We start from the raw sequence: 15,342 nt of genomic DNA, 5'->3' as shown, positions 1-15,342 counted from the left end.
TGATAACGGAGAAACGCATGACCACGCGCGCAGGATGGATCTCTCGCCTCATGGTGTCGACCGTGTGCTCGTTTGCCGCGCTCGGCGCGAGCGCACAGCAGACCATCAAGATCGGTGAGATCAATAGCTACAAGGCGCAGCCCGCCTTTCTCGGGCCTTACAAGCAAGGCTGGAATCTCGCACTCGAGCAGGTGAACGCGGCGGGTGGCGTGCTCGGCAAGCAGCTCGAAGTTATTTCGCGCGACGACAGCGGCAACCCCGGCGACGCGATCCGCGTCGCCCAGGAACTGATCGCGCGTGAGCAGGTGCAGCTGCTGTTCGGCGGCTTCCTGTCGAACACCGGCCTCGCGCTCGCCGACTTCGCGAAGCAGAAGAAGATCTTCTTCCTCGCGGCCGAACCGCTGACCGACAAGATCGTCTGGGCCGATGGCAATAAATACACGTACCGTCTGCGTCCTTCGACCTACATGCAGGTCGCTATGCTGGTGCCCGAGGCCGCGAAGCTGAAGAAGAAGCGCTGGGCGATCGTGTATCCGAACTACGAGTACGGGCAATCGGCAGTGGCGACCTTCAAGAAGCTGCTGACGGCCGCGCAGCCGGACGTGCAATTCGTCGTCGAACAGGCGACGCCGCTCGGCAACGTCGACGCGGGCGCCGTGACCCAGGCGATCGCCGACGCGAAGCCCGACGCGATCTTCAACGTGCTGTTCGGCGCCGACCTCGGCAAGTTCGTGCGCGAGGGCAATACGCGCGGGCTCTTCAAGGATCGCGCGGTGGTGTCGCTGCTGACCGGCGAGCCCGACTACCTCGATCCGCTCGGCGCCGAAGCGCCGACCGGCTGGATCGTGACCGGCTACCCGTGGTATTCGATCGATACGGCCGCGAACAAGCAGTTCGTCGACGCGTATCAGGCGAAATATCACGACTATCCGCGGCTGGGCTCGGTGGTCGGCTATTCGGCGCTGATGTCGATCGTGGACGGAATCAAGAAGGCGGGTTCGACCGATCCGGACAAACTCGCCGCCGCGTTCAAGGGGCTCAACGTGCAGACGCCATTCGGCCCGATCATGTACCGCGCGCAGGACAATCAGTCGACGATGGGCGCGTATGTCGGCGTGACCGGCGTGAAGGACGGCAAGGGTGTGATGACGTCGTACCGCTATGTGGATGGCGCGAGCGTGCAGCCATCGGACGCCGAGGTGAAGAAACTGCGTCCGGCGGATTGAGGACGTGGCGCGCGGCGGTCCGTCGTGACTGCCGCGCAATGGTCGCGCGAGAGTTGGTGAATGCACGTTCGCAGCGGCTTTTGCCACGAGCGGGCGGCTTTGAAAACGGCGGTTGGCGTCGGCGAAACCTACTCTTCCGCGTCGTGCTCCGTGACGAAGCGCTTCAGATAAGCGAGCACGGCCGCTTCCATCGCGCGATGATCGGCGGTGTTTTTCGAGCCCGCGTTTTCTTCATCGCCGAACAGTGTGGACGGCGCGTTGTGCACGTCCACTTCCTGCCCCTCGCGGAACACGCGAATTTCGTGGACGTCTTCGACGTACTCGGCGATCCAGTGCACGCCCTCGATATGTGTGCCAGCTCGAACCGTAACTATCTTCATGGCTGTCTCCATGCAAGGCGGCCGATTTGAGTTAGCGCTTCGGCGCTTACTCCCGTCCCATGTCCACAACCATACGCCGTCCCGGCGACGCACGCGAGTCCCGCCGCGCAACCGCCGCCGGACCATGGCGCGGATGGGCGCTCCGGCACGCTCGTTGCTCAATGATAGAGACTCACCCACAACCGGAGAACCGTCATGCCAGAGCAGAAAACCTTGAAGCGTGCCGAGGCCGATAAACGCGCCGGCAAATCAGCGAGTACTCAAGCGGGAGAGTTCGTCAAGGAACAGGTGGACAAGGTCCGCGCCGGCAAGCACGGCGTGCGCTCGCCGAAGCAGGCGATCGCGATCGGGCTGTCCGAGGCGCGGCGCGCGGGCGTCGACGTAAAGCCGCCGAAGAAGGGCGCCACGAGCGAGGCGACCCGCAAGAAAGCGCAGAAGGACAGCGCGGCGGGCAAGCACGAAGGCGCCGCGAAGAAGAGTGCGAGCAAGGAGTCGAGCGCGAAACGCTCGCGTGTGTCGGAGAGCGTGCTCAAGCGCGAGAGCACGGCCGGGGCGTCGTCGGCGGCGATGTCGAAGCAGGCGAAGTCGGCGGCGGCAAAGCGGCCAGCTGCGAGCCGCTCGGCCGCAGCCAAAAAGGCCGCTGCGACGAAGGGCGCGGCTGGACGCTCCGCTGCCGCGAAGAAGGCCGCGCAAACGCGGGCGTCGCGCACGCATCACTGAGCTTGCGGCTCGCAAAGCGGCAGCAATAAAAAAGAGCGGCGCACGCATGCGCGTGCCGCCGCTCTTTCGTCGTCGCCTGGTGGCGCGCTTGCGCGCCTTTTTACTGCACCGTCGCCAGCACCTCGCCAACGATGCGGAAGAGCCGCGCGATCTGCTCTTCGTCGATGATCAGCGGCGGCGAGAACGCGAGGATGTCGCCGGTGAAACGGATCAGCACGCCTGCCTCGAAGCATTTGACGAACGCCTCGTAGGCGCGCGCGCCCGGCGCTCCGTCGCGCGATTCGAGCTCGATGCCCGCGACGAGGCCGAGGTTGCGCACGTCCTTCACGTGCTTCGCGCTGCGCAGCCCATGCGCGCCGGCTTCGAACGTCGGCGCGAGGCTGGCCGCGCGCTCGAACAGCTGATCGCGGCGGTACAGATCGAGCGTCGCGATCGCGGCCGCGGCAGCCGCCGGATGCGCCGAGTACGTGTAGCCGTGAAACAGCTCGATCGCGCCCGGCGCGCCGCTACCCACGACCGTGTCGTGGATCGTGCGGCTCGCCGCGACCGCGCCCATCGGAATCGACGCGTTGTTGATCGCCTTCGCCAGCGTGATCAGGTCCGGCGTGACGCCGAAGTGTTCGCTCGCGGTCGCCTTGCCGAGGCGGCCAAAGCCCGTGATCACCTCGTCGAAGATCAGCAGGATGCCGTGCTTCGTGCAGATCTCGCGCAGCTTCTGCAGATAGCCTTGCGGCGGAACCAGCACGCCGGTCGAACCGGCCACCGGTTCGACGATCACCGCGGCGATCGTCGAAGCGTCGTGCAGCGCGACGATGCGCTCCAGCTCCTCTGCCAGATGCGCGCCCCATGCGGGCTGGCCCTTCGAGAACGCGTTGTGTTCGAGGTTGTGCGTGTGCGGCAGATGATCGACCGCCGGCAACAGCGCCCCCGAAAACGTCTTGCGATTCGGCGCGATACCGCCGACCGAAATCCCGCCGAAACCGACGCCGTGATAGCCGCGCTCGCGGCCGATCAGACGCGTGCGCTGGCCTTCGCCGCGCGCGCGATGGTAGGCGAGCGCGATTTTCAGCGCGGTGTCGACCGATTCGGAGCCCGAGTTCGTGAAGAAGATGCGATCGAGCCCTTCCGGCATCAGCTCGGCAACCTTCTTCGCCGCTTCGAACGCAAGCGGGTGGCCCATCTGGAAGGTCGGCGCGAAGTCGAGCGTCGACAGCTGCTGCGTGATCGCGGCGATGATTTCATCGCGGCCATGGCCGGCGTTCACGCACCACAGCCCGGCGCAACCGTCGAGAATCTCGCGCCCGTCGGTGCTTCGGTAGTACATGCCCTTCGCCGATTCCAGCAGGCGCGGCGCGGCCTTGAACTGGCGGTTGGCGGTGAAGGGCATCCAGAAGGACGACAGATCGTCGATGACGGGGCGCGAAGTCATGGCATCTCCTCGAAGTGGCGCGGTTGGGGCTTTAAGCGTAGCCAAACTGTAGCCCTCGCGGTTTAATGGCGGCATAAACAGTTGACCAAGTGTGGTGTCAACTGTGCTGGTGGATTCGCGCGAACTGTTCCGGTAGGCGAGCGGTCCGCGGTCCGTCTTTTTGCCCCTCGTTTTTCGCCCGAAACATGATCGAACTGGACCTTCAACGCGACCGGCGCGCGGCGCCGACGCTCGTCGAACAGGTCGTGCAGAGCTTCGCGCGCGCGATCGACTCGCAATCGCTGCGCGCCGGCGCACTGCTGCCGTCGGTGCGGCAGCTTGCCCAAAGCCACGCGCTGAGCACCTTCACCGTGACCGAGGCGTACAACCGGCTCGTGTCGATGGGCCTCGTGGTCGCGCGGCGCGGCTCCGGCTATCGGGTGGCGGCGCGCTCGCCGTCCACGCGGGCGGCTGTCGCCGACTGGACGCCGCCGAGCCTGACCGCGACATGGCTGCTCTCCGACGTGTTCGCCGATCACTCGGTGCCGATCAAGGCGGGCTGCGGCTGGCTGCCGAGCGAATGGACCAACGAGAGCGGCCTGCAGCACTCGTTGCGCGCGCTGAGCCGGGTGCCGGCCGCGCGCCTCGGCGACTATGGCCATCCGTACGGCTTCGCGCCGCTGCGCGAGCGCATCGCCGAACAACTCGACCGGCGCGGGCTGCCCGTCGACGTCGCGAACGTGCTGCTCACGCAGGGCGCGACGCAGGGGCTCGATCTGATCGTACGCACGCTGCTGCGCGCGGGCGATGCGGTGATCGTCGAAGATCCCGGCTACTGCAATCTGCTGCAGATCCTGAAGCTCGCCGGGCTGCTCGTGTATGGCGTGCCGCGCACGCCGGCCGGCGTCGATACGGACGTTCTCGCAACGCTGGTCGCGCGGCACAAGCCGAAGGCGATCTTCGTCAACACCACGCTCCAGAATCCGACCGGCGCGACCTTCGGCATGTCAGCCGCGTTCCGCTTGCTGCAGATCGCCGAGCGCGAGCGCATCTGGGTGATCGAGGACGACGTGAGCCGCGAACTCGCGCCGGCCGGCGCGCCGCTACTGGCGGCGATGGAAGGCTTGCAGCGCGTGTTGCACGTCGGTGGCTTTTCGAAGACGGTGACGCCGTCGCTGCGCTGCGGCTATGTGGTGGCCGAGCAGGCGGTGCTGCGCGAACTCGCGCGCACGAAGATGGCGGTGGGGCTGACGTCGTCGGAAACGATCGAGCGGATCGTCGACAAGGTGCTGGTGGAAGGGCGTTACGCGCGCCACGTCGAGACGGTCAACGAACGGCTCAAGCTCGCGCACGTGGCACTCGAAGAACGGCTGGACGCGCTCGGACTCGAGGTGTTTCACCGGCCGCGCGCGGGGCTCTTCATGCTGGCGCGTCTGCCGATCGAAGCGGAGCGCGCCGCCGAGGTCGCGACCGCCGCGCTCGCGCACGGCATCTGGCTCGCACCGGGCTCCTACTTCCGTCCCGACGACGCGCCGAGCGCGTGGTTCCGCTTCAACGCGCCGTATTCGAGCGACGACGCGTTGTGGCGCTTCATCGAGCGGGTCGGGCAGGGGGCGTGGTAGACGCGGCGGCGCGCGTCGAAAGCTCAGCCGCCGTGCCCGAACAGCTTCAGCGCGATCGGATACAGCGACGCGACCAGCAGCAGCGCCATCGCGATGTTGAAGACGCGCAGCCGCTTCGGGTTCGACAGCACCTCGCGCATCGCGGTGCCGAAACCGGCCCACACGCAGATGCACGGAAAGCCGATCACATAGAACACCGCAGCCATCGCGACGGCGTTCATGCCGAAGCTGTTGCTCAGGTGAATCGTCGTCGCGGCGGTCAGCACCATCATCCACGCCTTCGGATTGACCCACTGAAACGCGATCGCCTCGTGAAAGCGCATCGGGCGACGCTCGCCGTTCCTGAGCTTCAGTTCGCCCGACGTGCCGATTTTCCACGCCAGATACAGCAGATAAGCGACGCTGACGACTTCGAGCACCGTGTACAGCACGGGAAAATGCACGAACGCCTCGCCGAGGCCGATGCCGACCGACAACATCAACAGCACCACGCCGACGCTGATGCCGGACAGATGGGGCAGCGTGCGGCGAAAGCCGAAATTGACGCCCGACGCGAGCAGCATCGTGTTGTTCGGACCGGGCGTGATCGAGGTGACGAGCGCGAACAGGATGCCGGCGGGCAGCGCGCTGAGAGTGACGAAAGACATGAGGGCTCCGGTGTCGCCAACAGAAAACGGTGAGGCTCATTCTAGCGACAGGTGCCGGTACAGTACCTGTACGGTTTTGAAAATGATGTCCGGTACGGATCGATGATGACCTGATTGGCCGGAAAGCGTCGCCACGCATAAGACGACATTAGAGTTGAGATTCCCGCCGCTTTAAATGAGATTTCCGACAATTTAAATGAGATTGCAATCGTGCGACGAATTTCCGCTTGCACGATATTTGATGATTCGGAAAATGCTGTGTGAGAATCGATCACGCGAATACGGCACAGTGAGGTGATCATGCAGCAAGGCAAAATGGCAGAGCGCTTCGATTTACCTGCAGACCCCGAATGGTCAGGCGTAGCAATATCTAGGGAGGAGTGGATTAAAGATCCTGATGCGGCGTTTGAATTTTGGATCACACATTCTCTCTCGAGTGGTGACCGTGAATTTGCTCGGAATTCGATTGCGATGTACGGATCAATGTTGCGTGCGTTTCAAAGATTCCTCAGTGAGTGTTGTCCGAAGCAAAATGTATTGACCGTCAACGCTGATCAGATAAGGCGGTTTCTGGAAAGTTTGGAAGGCCGTGGACGTACTCCTCCACGCAGAGGGCGGGAGAAAAAACCTCCTCAAGCAACAATAGTTCAGCGTGCTATTCAAATAAAAACAAAGCGCCGATACACCTTCTTGCTTTCCAAGCTTATGGTTCATCTAATAGAAATTGGTTGCCGCCAACTAAATCCTTTTCACGAGGATGTGCCGATTGTGACGGGTTACGATCTCGAATCGACAATAACCTTTTTAAGTGAGTCTGAAGATCTGCTGTTACAAGACTACCTATTGAATCGGCTCGACATGTCGGCATGGTGGCAAAAACGACAACGGGTCATGTTGCTTTTTATTTTGGCTACAGGAGTTAACGTGGGCGAAGCCACTGCCGCGGCGATCGACGATTTTATGATGGATAACGACACTCTTTATTTTTGCGCAGTTGGAGGTGATCCATTGACTAAGCGTCGTATAGTGCGTTATCGAGTGCCTATTCCAATGTTTTGCTATGAGCCACTACGAGACTGGCTCGACGAGAGACGCACCTATCTGGCTGATCCAGATTGCGATGACCAAACGCATGCATACCTTGCTTTTCCGCGAAGGGAAGCTGGTGGGAAATTGTCGAGCGTAGCTGTTTATTTCAGTGTAAATATTTGTCTGCATGAGATCGGGTTTCAAGCGAAAGATATGGGGCCGTGGGTACTTCGTTATACGTTTATGCGAAGACAAATATTGCGAGGGTTATCCGATGAAGCCATCATGTCAATGTGCGGGCTGACGACGTTTAAAACAGTGCGGAGAATGAGAGGCGTAATTTGAAATTTTGATTGCGAACGCAGTTAATTTTGTACATTGTGCTGTGCCTGCATCCATATCTGGTCATTGTCGAGCGCTTGCCGGGGGATTGTTTTCTCCTAAACCACTGATTTTGAGAGCTGTCAGCATCGGCCAATATTGCTCGTCATGGAAATATGATTAGAACGTGAAAGAAAATTCGAGGTGCTTGTCACTCGCCAATGCCCGCTAGGAAGGGCGGGAGCCTGGAGTTGATAATCGTCTGGAAGGCCTCCTTTGCCGCCCCCAAGGTAAGGGGCGGCAAAGGTCTACAGTTGCGGTGCGAACCACCAACCGACCTGTCAGGAGGCGGCATCGATCTGCACTCGAACAATGCCGTGGTCGCTGTGATCGACGACCAGGATCGGGTGCTTTACTGCAAGCGGCTCACCAACGATTTGCAGCTGATTATGGCTGCGCTCGAGCCACACAGGGATGAGCTTCAAGGAGAGTCGTGGAGGCTACGTTTTATGGACGCCCCGGAATTATGCACGGTTGGTCGGTCATTCTGAGATGCGACGCCCAATTCCTCTGGGTGCCAGGGCGCGGGCATGCCGATTATCGAGGCGTACAAGGCGCGCACGGTGATCGATGCCTTTACCGCCGCCGGCGCGGAGATCGTTCGTGATCCGCGTGCAGGATCAGGATACGGTCCAGCGCGCGCACGAGCACGTCGTTGACCTCGTAGTCCTCGCACGGATTCGAGAACATCAGGTGCATGAAGTTCGCGCTGTACGACAGGTTGTTGCGCGGGTACAGGACTGCAAGAGAAAGGTGGTCGCGTACCGGGCCACCACGGTCCGGCAGCGCCGATAAGGAAATGTCATCGTGCCTTTGTCAAAGATCGATCTGAATCTTCGTCGTCTTCGAGGCGATCTACAGGACGCGCAATATCACGCGCGCCGCGGAGATGCTCTTCATCACGCAACCCGCCGTCAGCAATGCGCTGGCGCGCATGCGCAAATCGTAGAGCGAAGGAAAGTTGTCACCGGTCGAGGCCCGCCCGGGCAAGGCGGAAGTCCTTCGAGTTGACGACTTTACTTCGCTTGTCAACGAAGTAAAGTTGTCACTTCGCATGAGTGCGCATTAAATTCGTCAACTTACGTTCGTCCTAGATCACGACATCCTCGGGCAGGGCGTGCATATGGTCGACATTCTGCGAAGTTTTGAGCCGCTCACGCTGCCGCGTCCTCCCGGCGCGCAGCGGTATGACGTGTTCAGTCCAAAGCTGGGGCGACGCCTGACTCTGTACAGGCGCAGCGCCTTCGAAGCATGGCTGATGCTGGAGGCGGACGCGGCTATAAACGAATTCTGTGAGCGGCCGGGCTTCATGGCAGTCGACGGTCAACGCTGCGTCGTCGATTTCTGGGCACGATCTGATGAACGCGAATCCCTGGTCTTGCTATGTGACGCGATACCGGCCTGTCTCCCGCAAAGTTGTCGTGACTTCGACATGGAATCGTTTGCCATGAGGCACATCGATGCCGCCGAAAGGGCAGCTGCGCGTGTCTGGACTGGAAACTGGCAGCGCATGTTGCCCGTGCTTGTCGCTGCACGAGGCCTCGTCAAGCGTTCGCTGTCCGGCGCGATCGAGCGCTTCCTCGCGACACCTCAATCGCTGATGGCTATTGAGCGTGAGTTCTCTACGGGCGACCCAGTGCTCGTCCGCGCAGCTGTCTTTGAACTACTGCATCGCGGTCGCATCCAGGCGCCCAGCTTACACACCGAGAGCCTTTCGTTTCTGACGTCCTTTGTTGCGAGCCAGGCGATGTCATGAGCCGCCGCAGACCAGAATTCCAGACACTGGACCTTGCCTCGTGGCCGACGCTCGCATGGACAGAACTTGGCACCGCCGCGCGCGAGCGCGTGCAGAGACATATCGACGCTGTTGAACGTTACGCGAACGGTGAATCGGTAGGCAGTATCGAGAACACGACCGGAATTAACCGCAGGCAGCTTTACCGGTTTCTCGAAAGGGCGCTTTCTGTTCATGCGGACGGGCGGCCATACGGCTATCGTGCGCTTATCGTTCATGCCCGCGTGACGGAATATACACGCCTGCTTCCCGTGACTCTCCATGATGGAAAGGGCGGTGCCGTCGGTGCGTTTTCCCTGCTGCTTGACCGGTATCCCGCGCTCGCTGGCTGGCTCATCCTTCAGATCAGACAGCGCCGGGTGGCAGTCAGGCAGATGCCTGCCGACGATGGCATGCGGATCAGACTGCACGGTCTTCGAGCGTTGCATCAGAGATTCTTGCAGGAGTGCCGGCAAATCGGCCTGACATTCGCCGACTATCCGTTCAACACGGCGGGGCGCGCGATCCGATCTCTGTCCTCGCGAGTCAAGGCGGAGCTGTTGCGCGGCTTCGGAACGGTCGCAGTTGCCGCCGGATGAGCGGGTCGATCACGGAACATACCTGGCGATCCTGGCGGAGGCAGTTCGCGCGCGCAATGGCTGGCGATGCATCGCAAAGCGGTGTGCGCCGTAATGACGGGTTCAGGACGCGGCCGCATCCAGGATCCGCGCGCTGCAGAGCGCGCTACTCGGCAATCGGAGGCGAGAGGGCGCGGGCGAGTATCGCGTCGAGGATTGAGGCAGATCAACACCGAAGCTGAAATATAGCGTCGATTCAATTTCCGGCACGAAGGCGATGATCAGGCAAAGCACTTCCACCTGCCGCCTGCAGCACGCGACAGCAACTAGGACCCACGTGGATGTCGGGGATTGGGGAAAAACGGGAGAACAGGGCTGGATGCCCATGAATTCAGGGAGGGCTCTAATACGATATGGCAGCGCCGAGTTTTGTCTATACCATCTCCTGTGTCGCAAAGATGCTCGGAGAGCCGGAGTATTGGCTGGAGGAACTGGCGAGTAGGAACCTGGAGCCAGAGGACGGGTGTCTCGGGATCATCGACGATTTCGATGTCCCCGCTGAGCAGTTGGCCACGGTAACCGCGTTCACGAATGCCGGGATCGAGGCGCTCAAGGAACTGGTTGCTGAAGCGAAGCGACAGTCTGGCGGGATGGGCAGCCAGGGTAGATAGGCGCCGATCAGGCGGGGCGCTTCTTGCACCTGAGACCAAAAAGACCCCTCGGGCGGGTCGGTATGCCGTTGGGCTCGCCAAAGCATGGGCCTGCCCTTGAGAGTGACCTGCACGGATAGTCGCCCGCGAGGCAATCATCAAAACCGCCCTCGGACTTGAAAAGCATTGGGTTGGATATACAATACGATTTATGTGTATCTATCGGAGATAATGATGCAAGTCGCTAAATGGGGCAACAGCCTTGCCGTCCGGCTGCCCGCGAGCGTCGTCGATGCACTCGGTTTGAAGGAGGGCGACGACATTGAGATCTATGCCGAGCAATCCGGCGCGTTCTCGGTCAGCAAAAAGCCGACAGTCGCTGAGCGGATCGAGCGCCTGCGCAAGTACCGCGGACGACTGCCTGCCGACTTCAAGTTCGATCGGGAATCGCTCAGCGAAAGGGGAAACGCTGAATGACGGTTGAGGCACCGACGCGATTTGCCGTCGATAGCAATGTGATTGCCTATCTGTTCTCCGGCGACGCCGCGAAGGCTGACCGGGCCGAGGCGCTGGTGGTGCGGGGGGCTCCGATGCCCGTCATCAGCACGCAGGTAATGAACGAGGTTACGCTCGTCATGAGCCGGAAAATGGGGCTCTCGTGGCCGGAGATCAACGTCCTCCTGGGCGATGTGGAGGAGTTCTGCGAGATCGTGCCACTGACGCTTGACGTCCACAAGGAAGCACGCCGTATCGCCGAACACTACGGATTCAGGTTCTACGATTCGTGCATCATCGCCTTCGCGTTGCTTGAAGATTGCGAAGTGCTCTACAGCGAAGACATGCAACACGGCCAGGTCATCTTCGACCGGCTGACTGTGGTCAATCCGTTCCGATCACCCAGTTGACCGCCGTCTGATTCGTCGTCGGGCGTCGTCCGGTTTGTACCGTCGACGCTTTTTCCATCCGGCGCGGCGGACTGCTGCGCCAGGAAACGGTCGACCGTCCATATCCACGCGCCGCTGTTCAGCTCGCAGAATTCCTTGCGCGAGCCGGTGAAGCGATTCGGCTCGCTTGTATCGACGCATGAACGCGGCGGCCACGATCGCAAAAATGAGACCGCTTGCACTCTGCCCACGCACTAATTTGACATAATTTAAGTTGTCGTTCGCAGTGGTGTCAGAGCTTTTTAGAAATGTCCGGTTCTGGCTCATTAGAAATGTCCGGTTTCCTGCTCCGGGCTGGCTGCTGTGGCGCATGCTGCGGCATCACAGCCAGCCCGGAGCCAGACCATGAACGGACGTGGATTCATCACGATCAGCATGCACGAGCTCGAGCGCGTGAAGATCATCGAGGCGGTCGTCCAGCATCGCCTGACGATCGTACTGGCGGCTGAACGGCTGCAGCTGTGTGAGCGTCAGGTCAGCCGGCTGGTGCGACGCTACGAGTCCGCTGGACCGGGCGGGCTCGTTTCGGCACAGCGTGGCCAACCCAGCAACCGCGAACTGCCGGTGGATGTCCGCTCGCGTGCCATGGCGCTGGTGCGTGAGCGTTATGCGGATTTTGGGCCGACGCTGTACGACCAATCGGATCCCCGATCCACGCTCTCTCCAGGCGGCGCAACAGCGACAGACTTTGCGGCCGCTGAGTATCTTCGGTTCTACGCGACGGAACCGCGGGAGAAGTCTGAGTCAATGAAAGTCTGGTACCCGACGAGATGCACGAGTTTCTGATCGCTACCTCCATACTTGACAGATTCAGCGCTGAACTGGCCGATGCAGTCCTGTTGCGGAAAGACAGGATCCAGTGCCCGGCAGCTCCGCGGGCAGGGCGCGATAACCCGCGCCTTATCACGGCAATAGCCTAGGTGGCGCCGCGAGCGGAATAGCGGATGAGCCGCCATCCACCGTCTCTCAACCCGGACGCCCGTTTCCCAAGGTTCAGCAGTCGATCGCGTGTCCAGACGCAGCGACGGGATCGGCAGAAATGCCCGAAGGCGGAACCGATACTCCAAGAGTTGATTCCCCGAATCCCCTTCGTCAACGCTTAGAGGACGCCGTCGCCCAGGCTACCTTCGAGCGCTCATGCGTCCAATGTTACGTCCCTTCCTCAACAGCAAATGCCCTTCCGTCACACATTCATTCGGCGTTCCGAAGAAGTACACCGATTTGCCTGTAGCCGATAACGCAAGAATTAATAGGGTTTTCCCTGATGTAATTCTGCGGCTGTTTGCCTTCCACCCAGGCCAGTAAATTCGATGGAGGCGCAATGAAGAGACACGCGCTGCCCTGTGAGCCACTCACACTCTTGCGCTGGCTTTAGAGTCGCGAAAGCTTGACCTCGCTTTGACGAGAACACCTGGGCACCCACCGGCTAAATCAAGGAACATTCAATGGAACACTACAGGGGTACCCTTTCCCCCGAGGCCGCAAACGTCTCCGCTGATCTTTTAGAGAGACTTGCATACGCTACGACGGAAACAGCCCCACTAGTAGCAGGTCGCCGAACATTCTTCAATTATCGGGACCTCGGTGTTTCCGACGCCACAGACGGTCGAATGAGGGCGCAGGTGACCATGGCGACAGGCGTGATGCAGCAGACCGGTTGGCATTACCATGTTTGCGAAACGCAGTTTATTTTCACCCTCCGAGGCTGGATAGATCTTCAGTTCGAAGATGGTCGAGTTATTCGGGTTGGAGGAAGAGATATTCCGGGCGCAGCTAAAGAATGCAGCGGCAGTCATGCCTGTCGGATCCATTGCGCGCCCGTGGAAAGCTTTTCGAGGCCGGCAACCGGCGGTAACCGTGCTCACGGGCGCTCCGAGTTCGTCGCCGCAACCTGTACAGGATCCATGCCTCGCAAACGGATTGCGTCGCGACAGGCGACCGGAGATTCACAAATCGGCGATACCACTGCGTCGTTATCGCACCCGGATTGTTCAGCTACGTATGGGGTGGGTTCCATGACAGAGCAAGCTTACGAAGCAAGCGCGTATGAAGCGCTTCCCGTACTAGCCGCAACATCTGGTGTATGCGCGCACTACCTTAAGGCAGGCTAAAGAAGTCGCCGTTCGTCGTCGCCGCAGCAGCAAAGCTGCGTCAAGTTGCAGGCGTAACGGCATCGCCGTCGTTTGATCGCGCCACGCCGCCCTCGGCAGGAAGGCCGATGGCGTCCAATAGCGCATTTGCGCGCGCGGTGAAATCCGGACTTGCTTGTCCCGCGATTCATTTTCGTCGCACCGCCAGAGCGGACGCTCGACATGGGTTGTTACGGCCGTGCAACCAACGACCGCGATGGCCGTTCATGTCCCTCAGCGCGGGATGTCGGATGATCGCTGTTCCAGAGTAAGCTGCCGTTGAGGTGACGGAGCTTCGAACGACGGCAGCGGGTCGATACTGTTGAAAAAGTCGCTGACCGTCTCTGTCGCGAGTTAGAGGTAGCCGCGCCCCCTCCCGGAAACGCGGCCCCCGAAGAACCGCACGTGCGAGTTTTCCCGCATACGGCTCGCGCACGGCATTAAGCATCATGTCGATGCCGGTTGCGGTTTGTGCACACACAACCTTCGCAAACGTCACATCGTCGATTCATCCCGTCGCCGGGACAAGGGCGCTGAACCGTAGCCCGATCGGTCTCTCACAAGCTTCCCTTTGGTGAATCTCTGACGTGCGCCAACGACAGCCGCACCACGCGCACGTCAGCACCCTTTCAGGTCGGGGCAAATCTCGAACCCCTATGTCACCCGTTACGGGCAACCCTTCGCTTCTTGCGCGTTCTCACTTCCGCTTCCCCAACAGTGTTCCTCACGGTCCACCTGCCACCGCTCCATTGAACCGGAGCGAGGGCGAGAAATCGGGGTTCCCGCGTTCCCATCCCTGCCGACCCGAGCACTTCCGGGCCTGTCCGTTTAGCACCTGTCTATTCCCCGATGGCCTCGTGACGACGTGCACCCACTTGAAAAAGATGCAACCGGCCATTTACCATTTTGGTCAGAGCCTCTCAGCAGCTTTGGCTCTTTGAAGATAACGAGGATTCCATCGACAGTTCACGTACGTTGTGCATGCGGAACTTGCCTGGCCCCCACACCGCACGGCTGCTGGCAGCGTCGATCCCTGCCCGGTCGCCCGGGTGAATCGCCCATAGGGTGGGTACGTTGTCCCCGGAGCTTCGAACCCGACCGTTACTGGTCGCGCACGTCCAGGTAGGCAACTGCTGGTCGTACAGCAGGTCACGGCTTCAATCTCCGATGTTCAGGTCGTTGAATGTGACAAGGCAGAGAAGAGCTTTGCCATCCACTACGTTGCCGATTTACGTCCGGCGGACGGCGACACGCGTCGCACTTCAGGGGTCTTCTTACCCTTGGCCGGCACGCGCGAGCGGTTTGTAGGCCGATCTAAGAGGTCGATTTTCGCGCAGGAGAACTGAGAAAACCACGCGGCGACTTTTTCAACAGTATCGGTCGCCTGCTGCCCTTCGCGACTGATAGGCTACATCCGCTTTTGCCGTGTCGCTGCTGCCCGTCGTCGTTCAAGGCGTCGGCCCGAACGCATAAACCATCAAAGCATGACCTTCACCGGCGGGACCGTGGCGAAAACCGCCCAGGTGAGGAAAAAAACTATGGCATGAGCATGCCATATCGCGATTTCACTCAAACGAGCGCGGCAACCGCCGTGTCTTTCGCGGCGGCCTTGTGAGACTTGGGGGGACCCGCTTCTGGTTCCGGCTCAAGGTCGGTGCCGCCGGTCTTTGCGATTAGGACGGTGCCCTCCCGAAGTTCCGGCCCGGTGTCGTCCCTGTTTTTTGCGCTGCCATTCCGATGACCCAGCTTCGTCTGCGGCGGCCTTCTGGGAAAACTGGTGACGGTAGCCACTGAGAATTTTCACTTCTGCGGCGCTTTCGCCCCAGTTTTTGCGCTCTACGCCGCCTCGCAGAC

14 protein-coding genes and 2 pseudogenes are annotated in these 15,342 nt (G+C 60.8%); 11 read left to right on the top strand and 5 right to left on the bottom strand.

The features are described from left to right. Positions 1 to 17: 17 nt before the first annotated feature. Positions 18 to 1,226, top strand: coding sequence for an ABC transporter substrate-binding protein (locus tag OKW41_RS16795; protein ID WP_429573214.1), 1,209 nt, complete (start codon positions 18 to 20; stop codon positions 1,224 to 1,226). Between the two features lie 128 nt (positions 1,227 to 1,354). Here OKW41_RS16795 and OKW41_RS16790 read toward each other — a convergent pair whose 3' ends face one another. Next, positions 1,355 to 1,606 (bottom strand): hypothetical protein, encoded by a 252-nt coding sequence (locus OKW41_RS16790; protein WP_018423554.1) that lies wholly within the window; start codon positions 1,604 to 1,606, stop codon positions 1,355 to 1,357. Between the two features lie 195 nt (positions 1,607 to 1,801). Between OKW41_RS16790 and OKW41_RS16785 the strand changes: the two genes are divergently transcribed. Then, positions 1,802 to 2,326 carry a DUF6496 domain-containing protein gene (locus OKW41_RS16785; protein WP_429573213.1) on the top strand — a complete coding sequence of 175 codons (525 nt, stop codon included), beginning with the start codon at positions 1,802 to 1,804 and terminating at the stop codon, positions 2,324 to 2,326. 100 nt (positions 2,327 to 2,426) lie between these two features. Here the strand turns inward: OKW41_RS16785 and OKW41_RS16780 are convergent, their stop codons facing one another. Further along, complete coding sequence (locus OKW41_RS16780) at positions 2,427 to 3,755, bottom strand: aspartate aminotransferase family protein (RefSeq protein ID WP_429444208.1); 1,329 nt, start codon at positions 3,753 to 3,755, stop codon at positions 2,427 to 2,429. Positions 3,756 to 3,940: 185 nt separating this feature from the next. Here OKW41_RS16780 and OKW41_RS16775 point away from each other — a divergent pair, with 185 nt between their 5' ends. Continuing rightward, a complete protein-coding gene (locus tag OKW41_RS16775) occupies positions 3,941 to 5,356 on the top strand; it encodes a PLP-dependent aminotransferase family protein (protein WP_429573212.1) in 1,416 nt (471 codons plus the stop codon). Positions 5,357 to 5,379: 23 nt separating this feature from the next. Here the strand turns inward: OKW41_RS16775 and OKW41_RS16770 are convergent, their stop codons facing one another. After that, positions 5,380 to 6,003 (bottom strand): LysE family translocator, encoded by a 624-nt coding sequence (locus OKW41_RS16770; RefSeq protein ID WP_429444206.1) that lies wholly within the window; start codon positions 6,001 to 6,003, stop codon positions 5,380 to 5,382. 300 nt (positions 6,004 to 6,303) lie between these two features. Here OKW41_RS16770 and OKW41_RS16765 point away from each other — a divergent pair, with 300 nt between their 5' ends. Continuing rightward, positions 6,304 to 7,377, top strand: a complete 1,074-nt coding sequence (locus OKW41_RS16765) for a tyrosine-type recombinase/integrase (RefSeq protein WP_429573211.1) — start codon at positions 6,304 to 6,306, stop codon at positions 7,375 to 7,377. Positions 7,378 to 7,694: 317 nt separating this feature from the next. On the opposite strand, the gene OKW41_RS16760 is transcribed toward OKW41_RS16765, so the two are convergent. Both OKW41_RS16760 and OKW41_RS16755 read right to left on the bottom strand, forming a co-directional pair. Then, positions 7,695 to 7,838 (bottom strand): hypothetical protein, encoded by a 144-nt coding sequence (locus OKW41_RS16760; RefSeq protein ID WP_429573210.1) that lies wholly within the window; start codon positions 7,836 to 7,838, stop codon positions 7,695 to 7,697. A 169-nt stretch (positions 7,839 to 8,007) separates the two neighbouring features. Then, positions 8,008 to 8,151, bottom strand: a pseudogene (locus OKW41_RS16755) (citrate/2-methylcitrate synthase); the annotation flags it as partial. 69 nt (positions 8,152 to 8,220) lie between these two features. Between OKW41_RS16755 and OKW41_RS16750 the strand changes: the two are divergent. The 7 genes and pseudogenes from OKW41_RS16750 to OKW41_RS16720 all read left to right on the top strand — a co-directional run. Next, positions 8,221 to 8,359 (top strand): annotated as a pseudogene (locus OKW41_RS16750) (LysR family transcriptional regulator); the annotation flags it as partial. Positions 8,360 to 8,536: 177 nt separating this feature from the next. Beyond that, the gene (locus OKW41_RS16745) at positions 8,537 to 9,169 is read left to right on the top strand and encodes a hypothetical protein (protein WP_429573209.1); all 633 of its coding nucleotides are present in this window, start codon (positions 8,537 to 8,539) and stop codon (positions 9,167 to 9,169) included. Next, the gene (locus OKW41_RS16740; RefSeq protein WP_429573208.1) at positions 9,166 to 9,786 is read left to right on the top strand and encodes a hypothetical protein; all 621 of its coding nucleotides are present in this window, start codon (positions 9,166 to 9,168) and stop codon (positions 9,784 to 9,786) included. The genes OKW41_RS16745 and OKW41_RS16740 overlap by 4 nt, the downstream gene beginning before the upstream one ends. Positions 9,787 to 10,178: 392 nt before the next feature. Beyond that, the gene (locus OKW41_RS16735; protein ID WP_429573207.1) at positions 10,179 to 10,436 is read left to right on the top strand and encodes a hypothetical protein; all 258 of its coding nucleotides are present in this window, start codon (positions 10,179 to 10,181) and stop codon (positions 10,434 to 10,436) included. Positions 10,437 to 10,649: 213 nt separating this feature from the next. Then, positions 10,650 to 10,892 (top strand): AbrB/MazE/SpoVT family DNA-binding domain-containing protein, encoded by a 243-nt coding sequence (locus OKW41_RS16730; RefSeq protein ID WP_131321899.1) that lies wholly within the window; start codon positions 10,650 to 10,652, stop codon positions 10,890 to 10,892. Then, the gene (locus OKW41_RS16725; RefSeq protein WP_429573206.1) at positions 10,889 to 11,320 is read left to right on the top strand and encodes a PIN domain-containing protein; all 432 of its coding nucleotides are present in this window, start codon (positions 10,889 to 10,891) and stop codon (positions 11,318 to 11,320) included. Before OKW41_RS16730 ends, OKW41_RS16725 begins: the two co-directional genes overlap by 4 nt. Before the next feature lie 432 nt (positions 11,321 to 11,752). Then, positions 11,753 to 12,145 (top strand): helix-turn-helix domain-containing protein, encoded by a 393-nt coding sequence (locus tag OKW41_RS16720; protein WP_429573205.1) that lies wholly within the window; start codon positions 11,753 to 11,755, stop codon positions 12,143 to 12,145. Positions 12,146 to 15,342: the final 3,197 nt, after the last annotated feature.

It is taken from the genome of Paraburkholderia sp. UCT70, assembly GCF_050434085.1.
In the GTDB taxonomy this organism is placed as follows: Bacteria; Pseudomonadota; Gammaproteobacteria; order Burkholderiales; family Burkholderiaceae; genus Paraburkholderia; species Paraburkholderia tuberum.
Note: the sequence above shows the minus strand (reverse complement) of the source record. Positions and strands in the feature narration are given on the sequence as shown.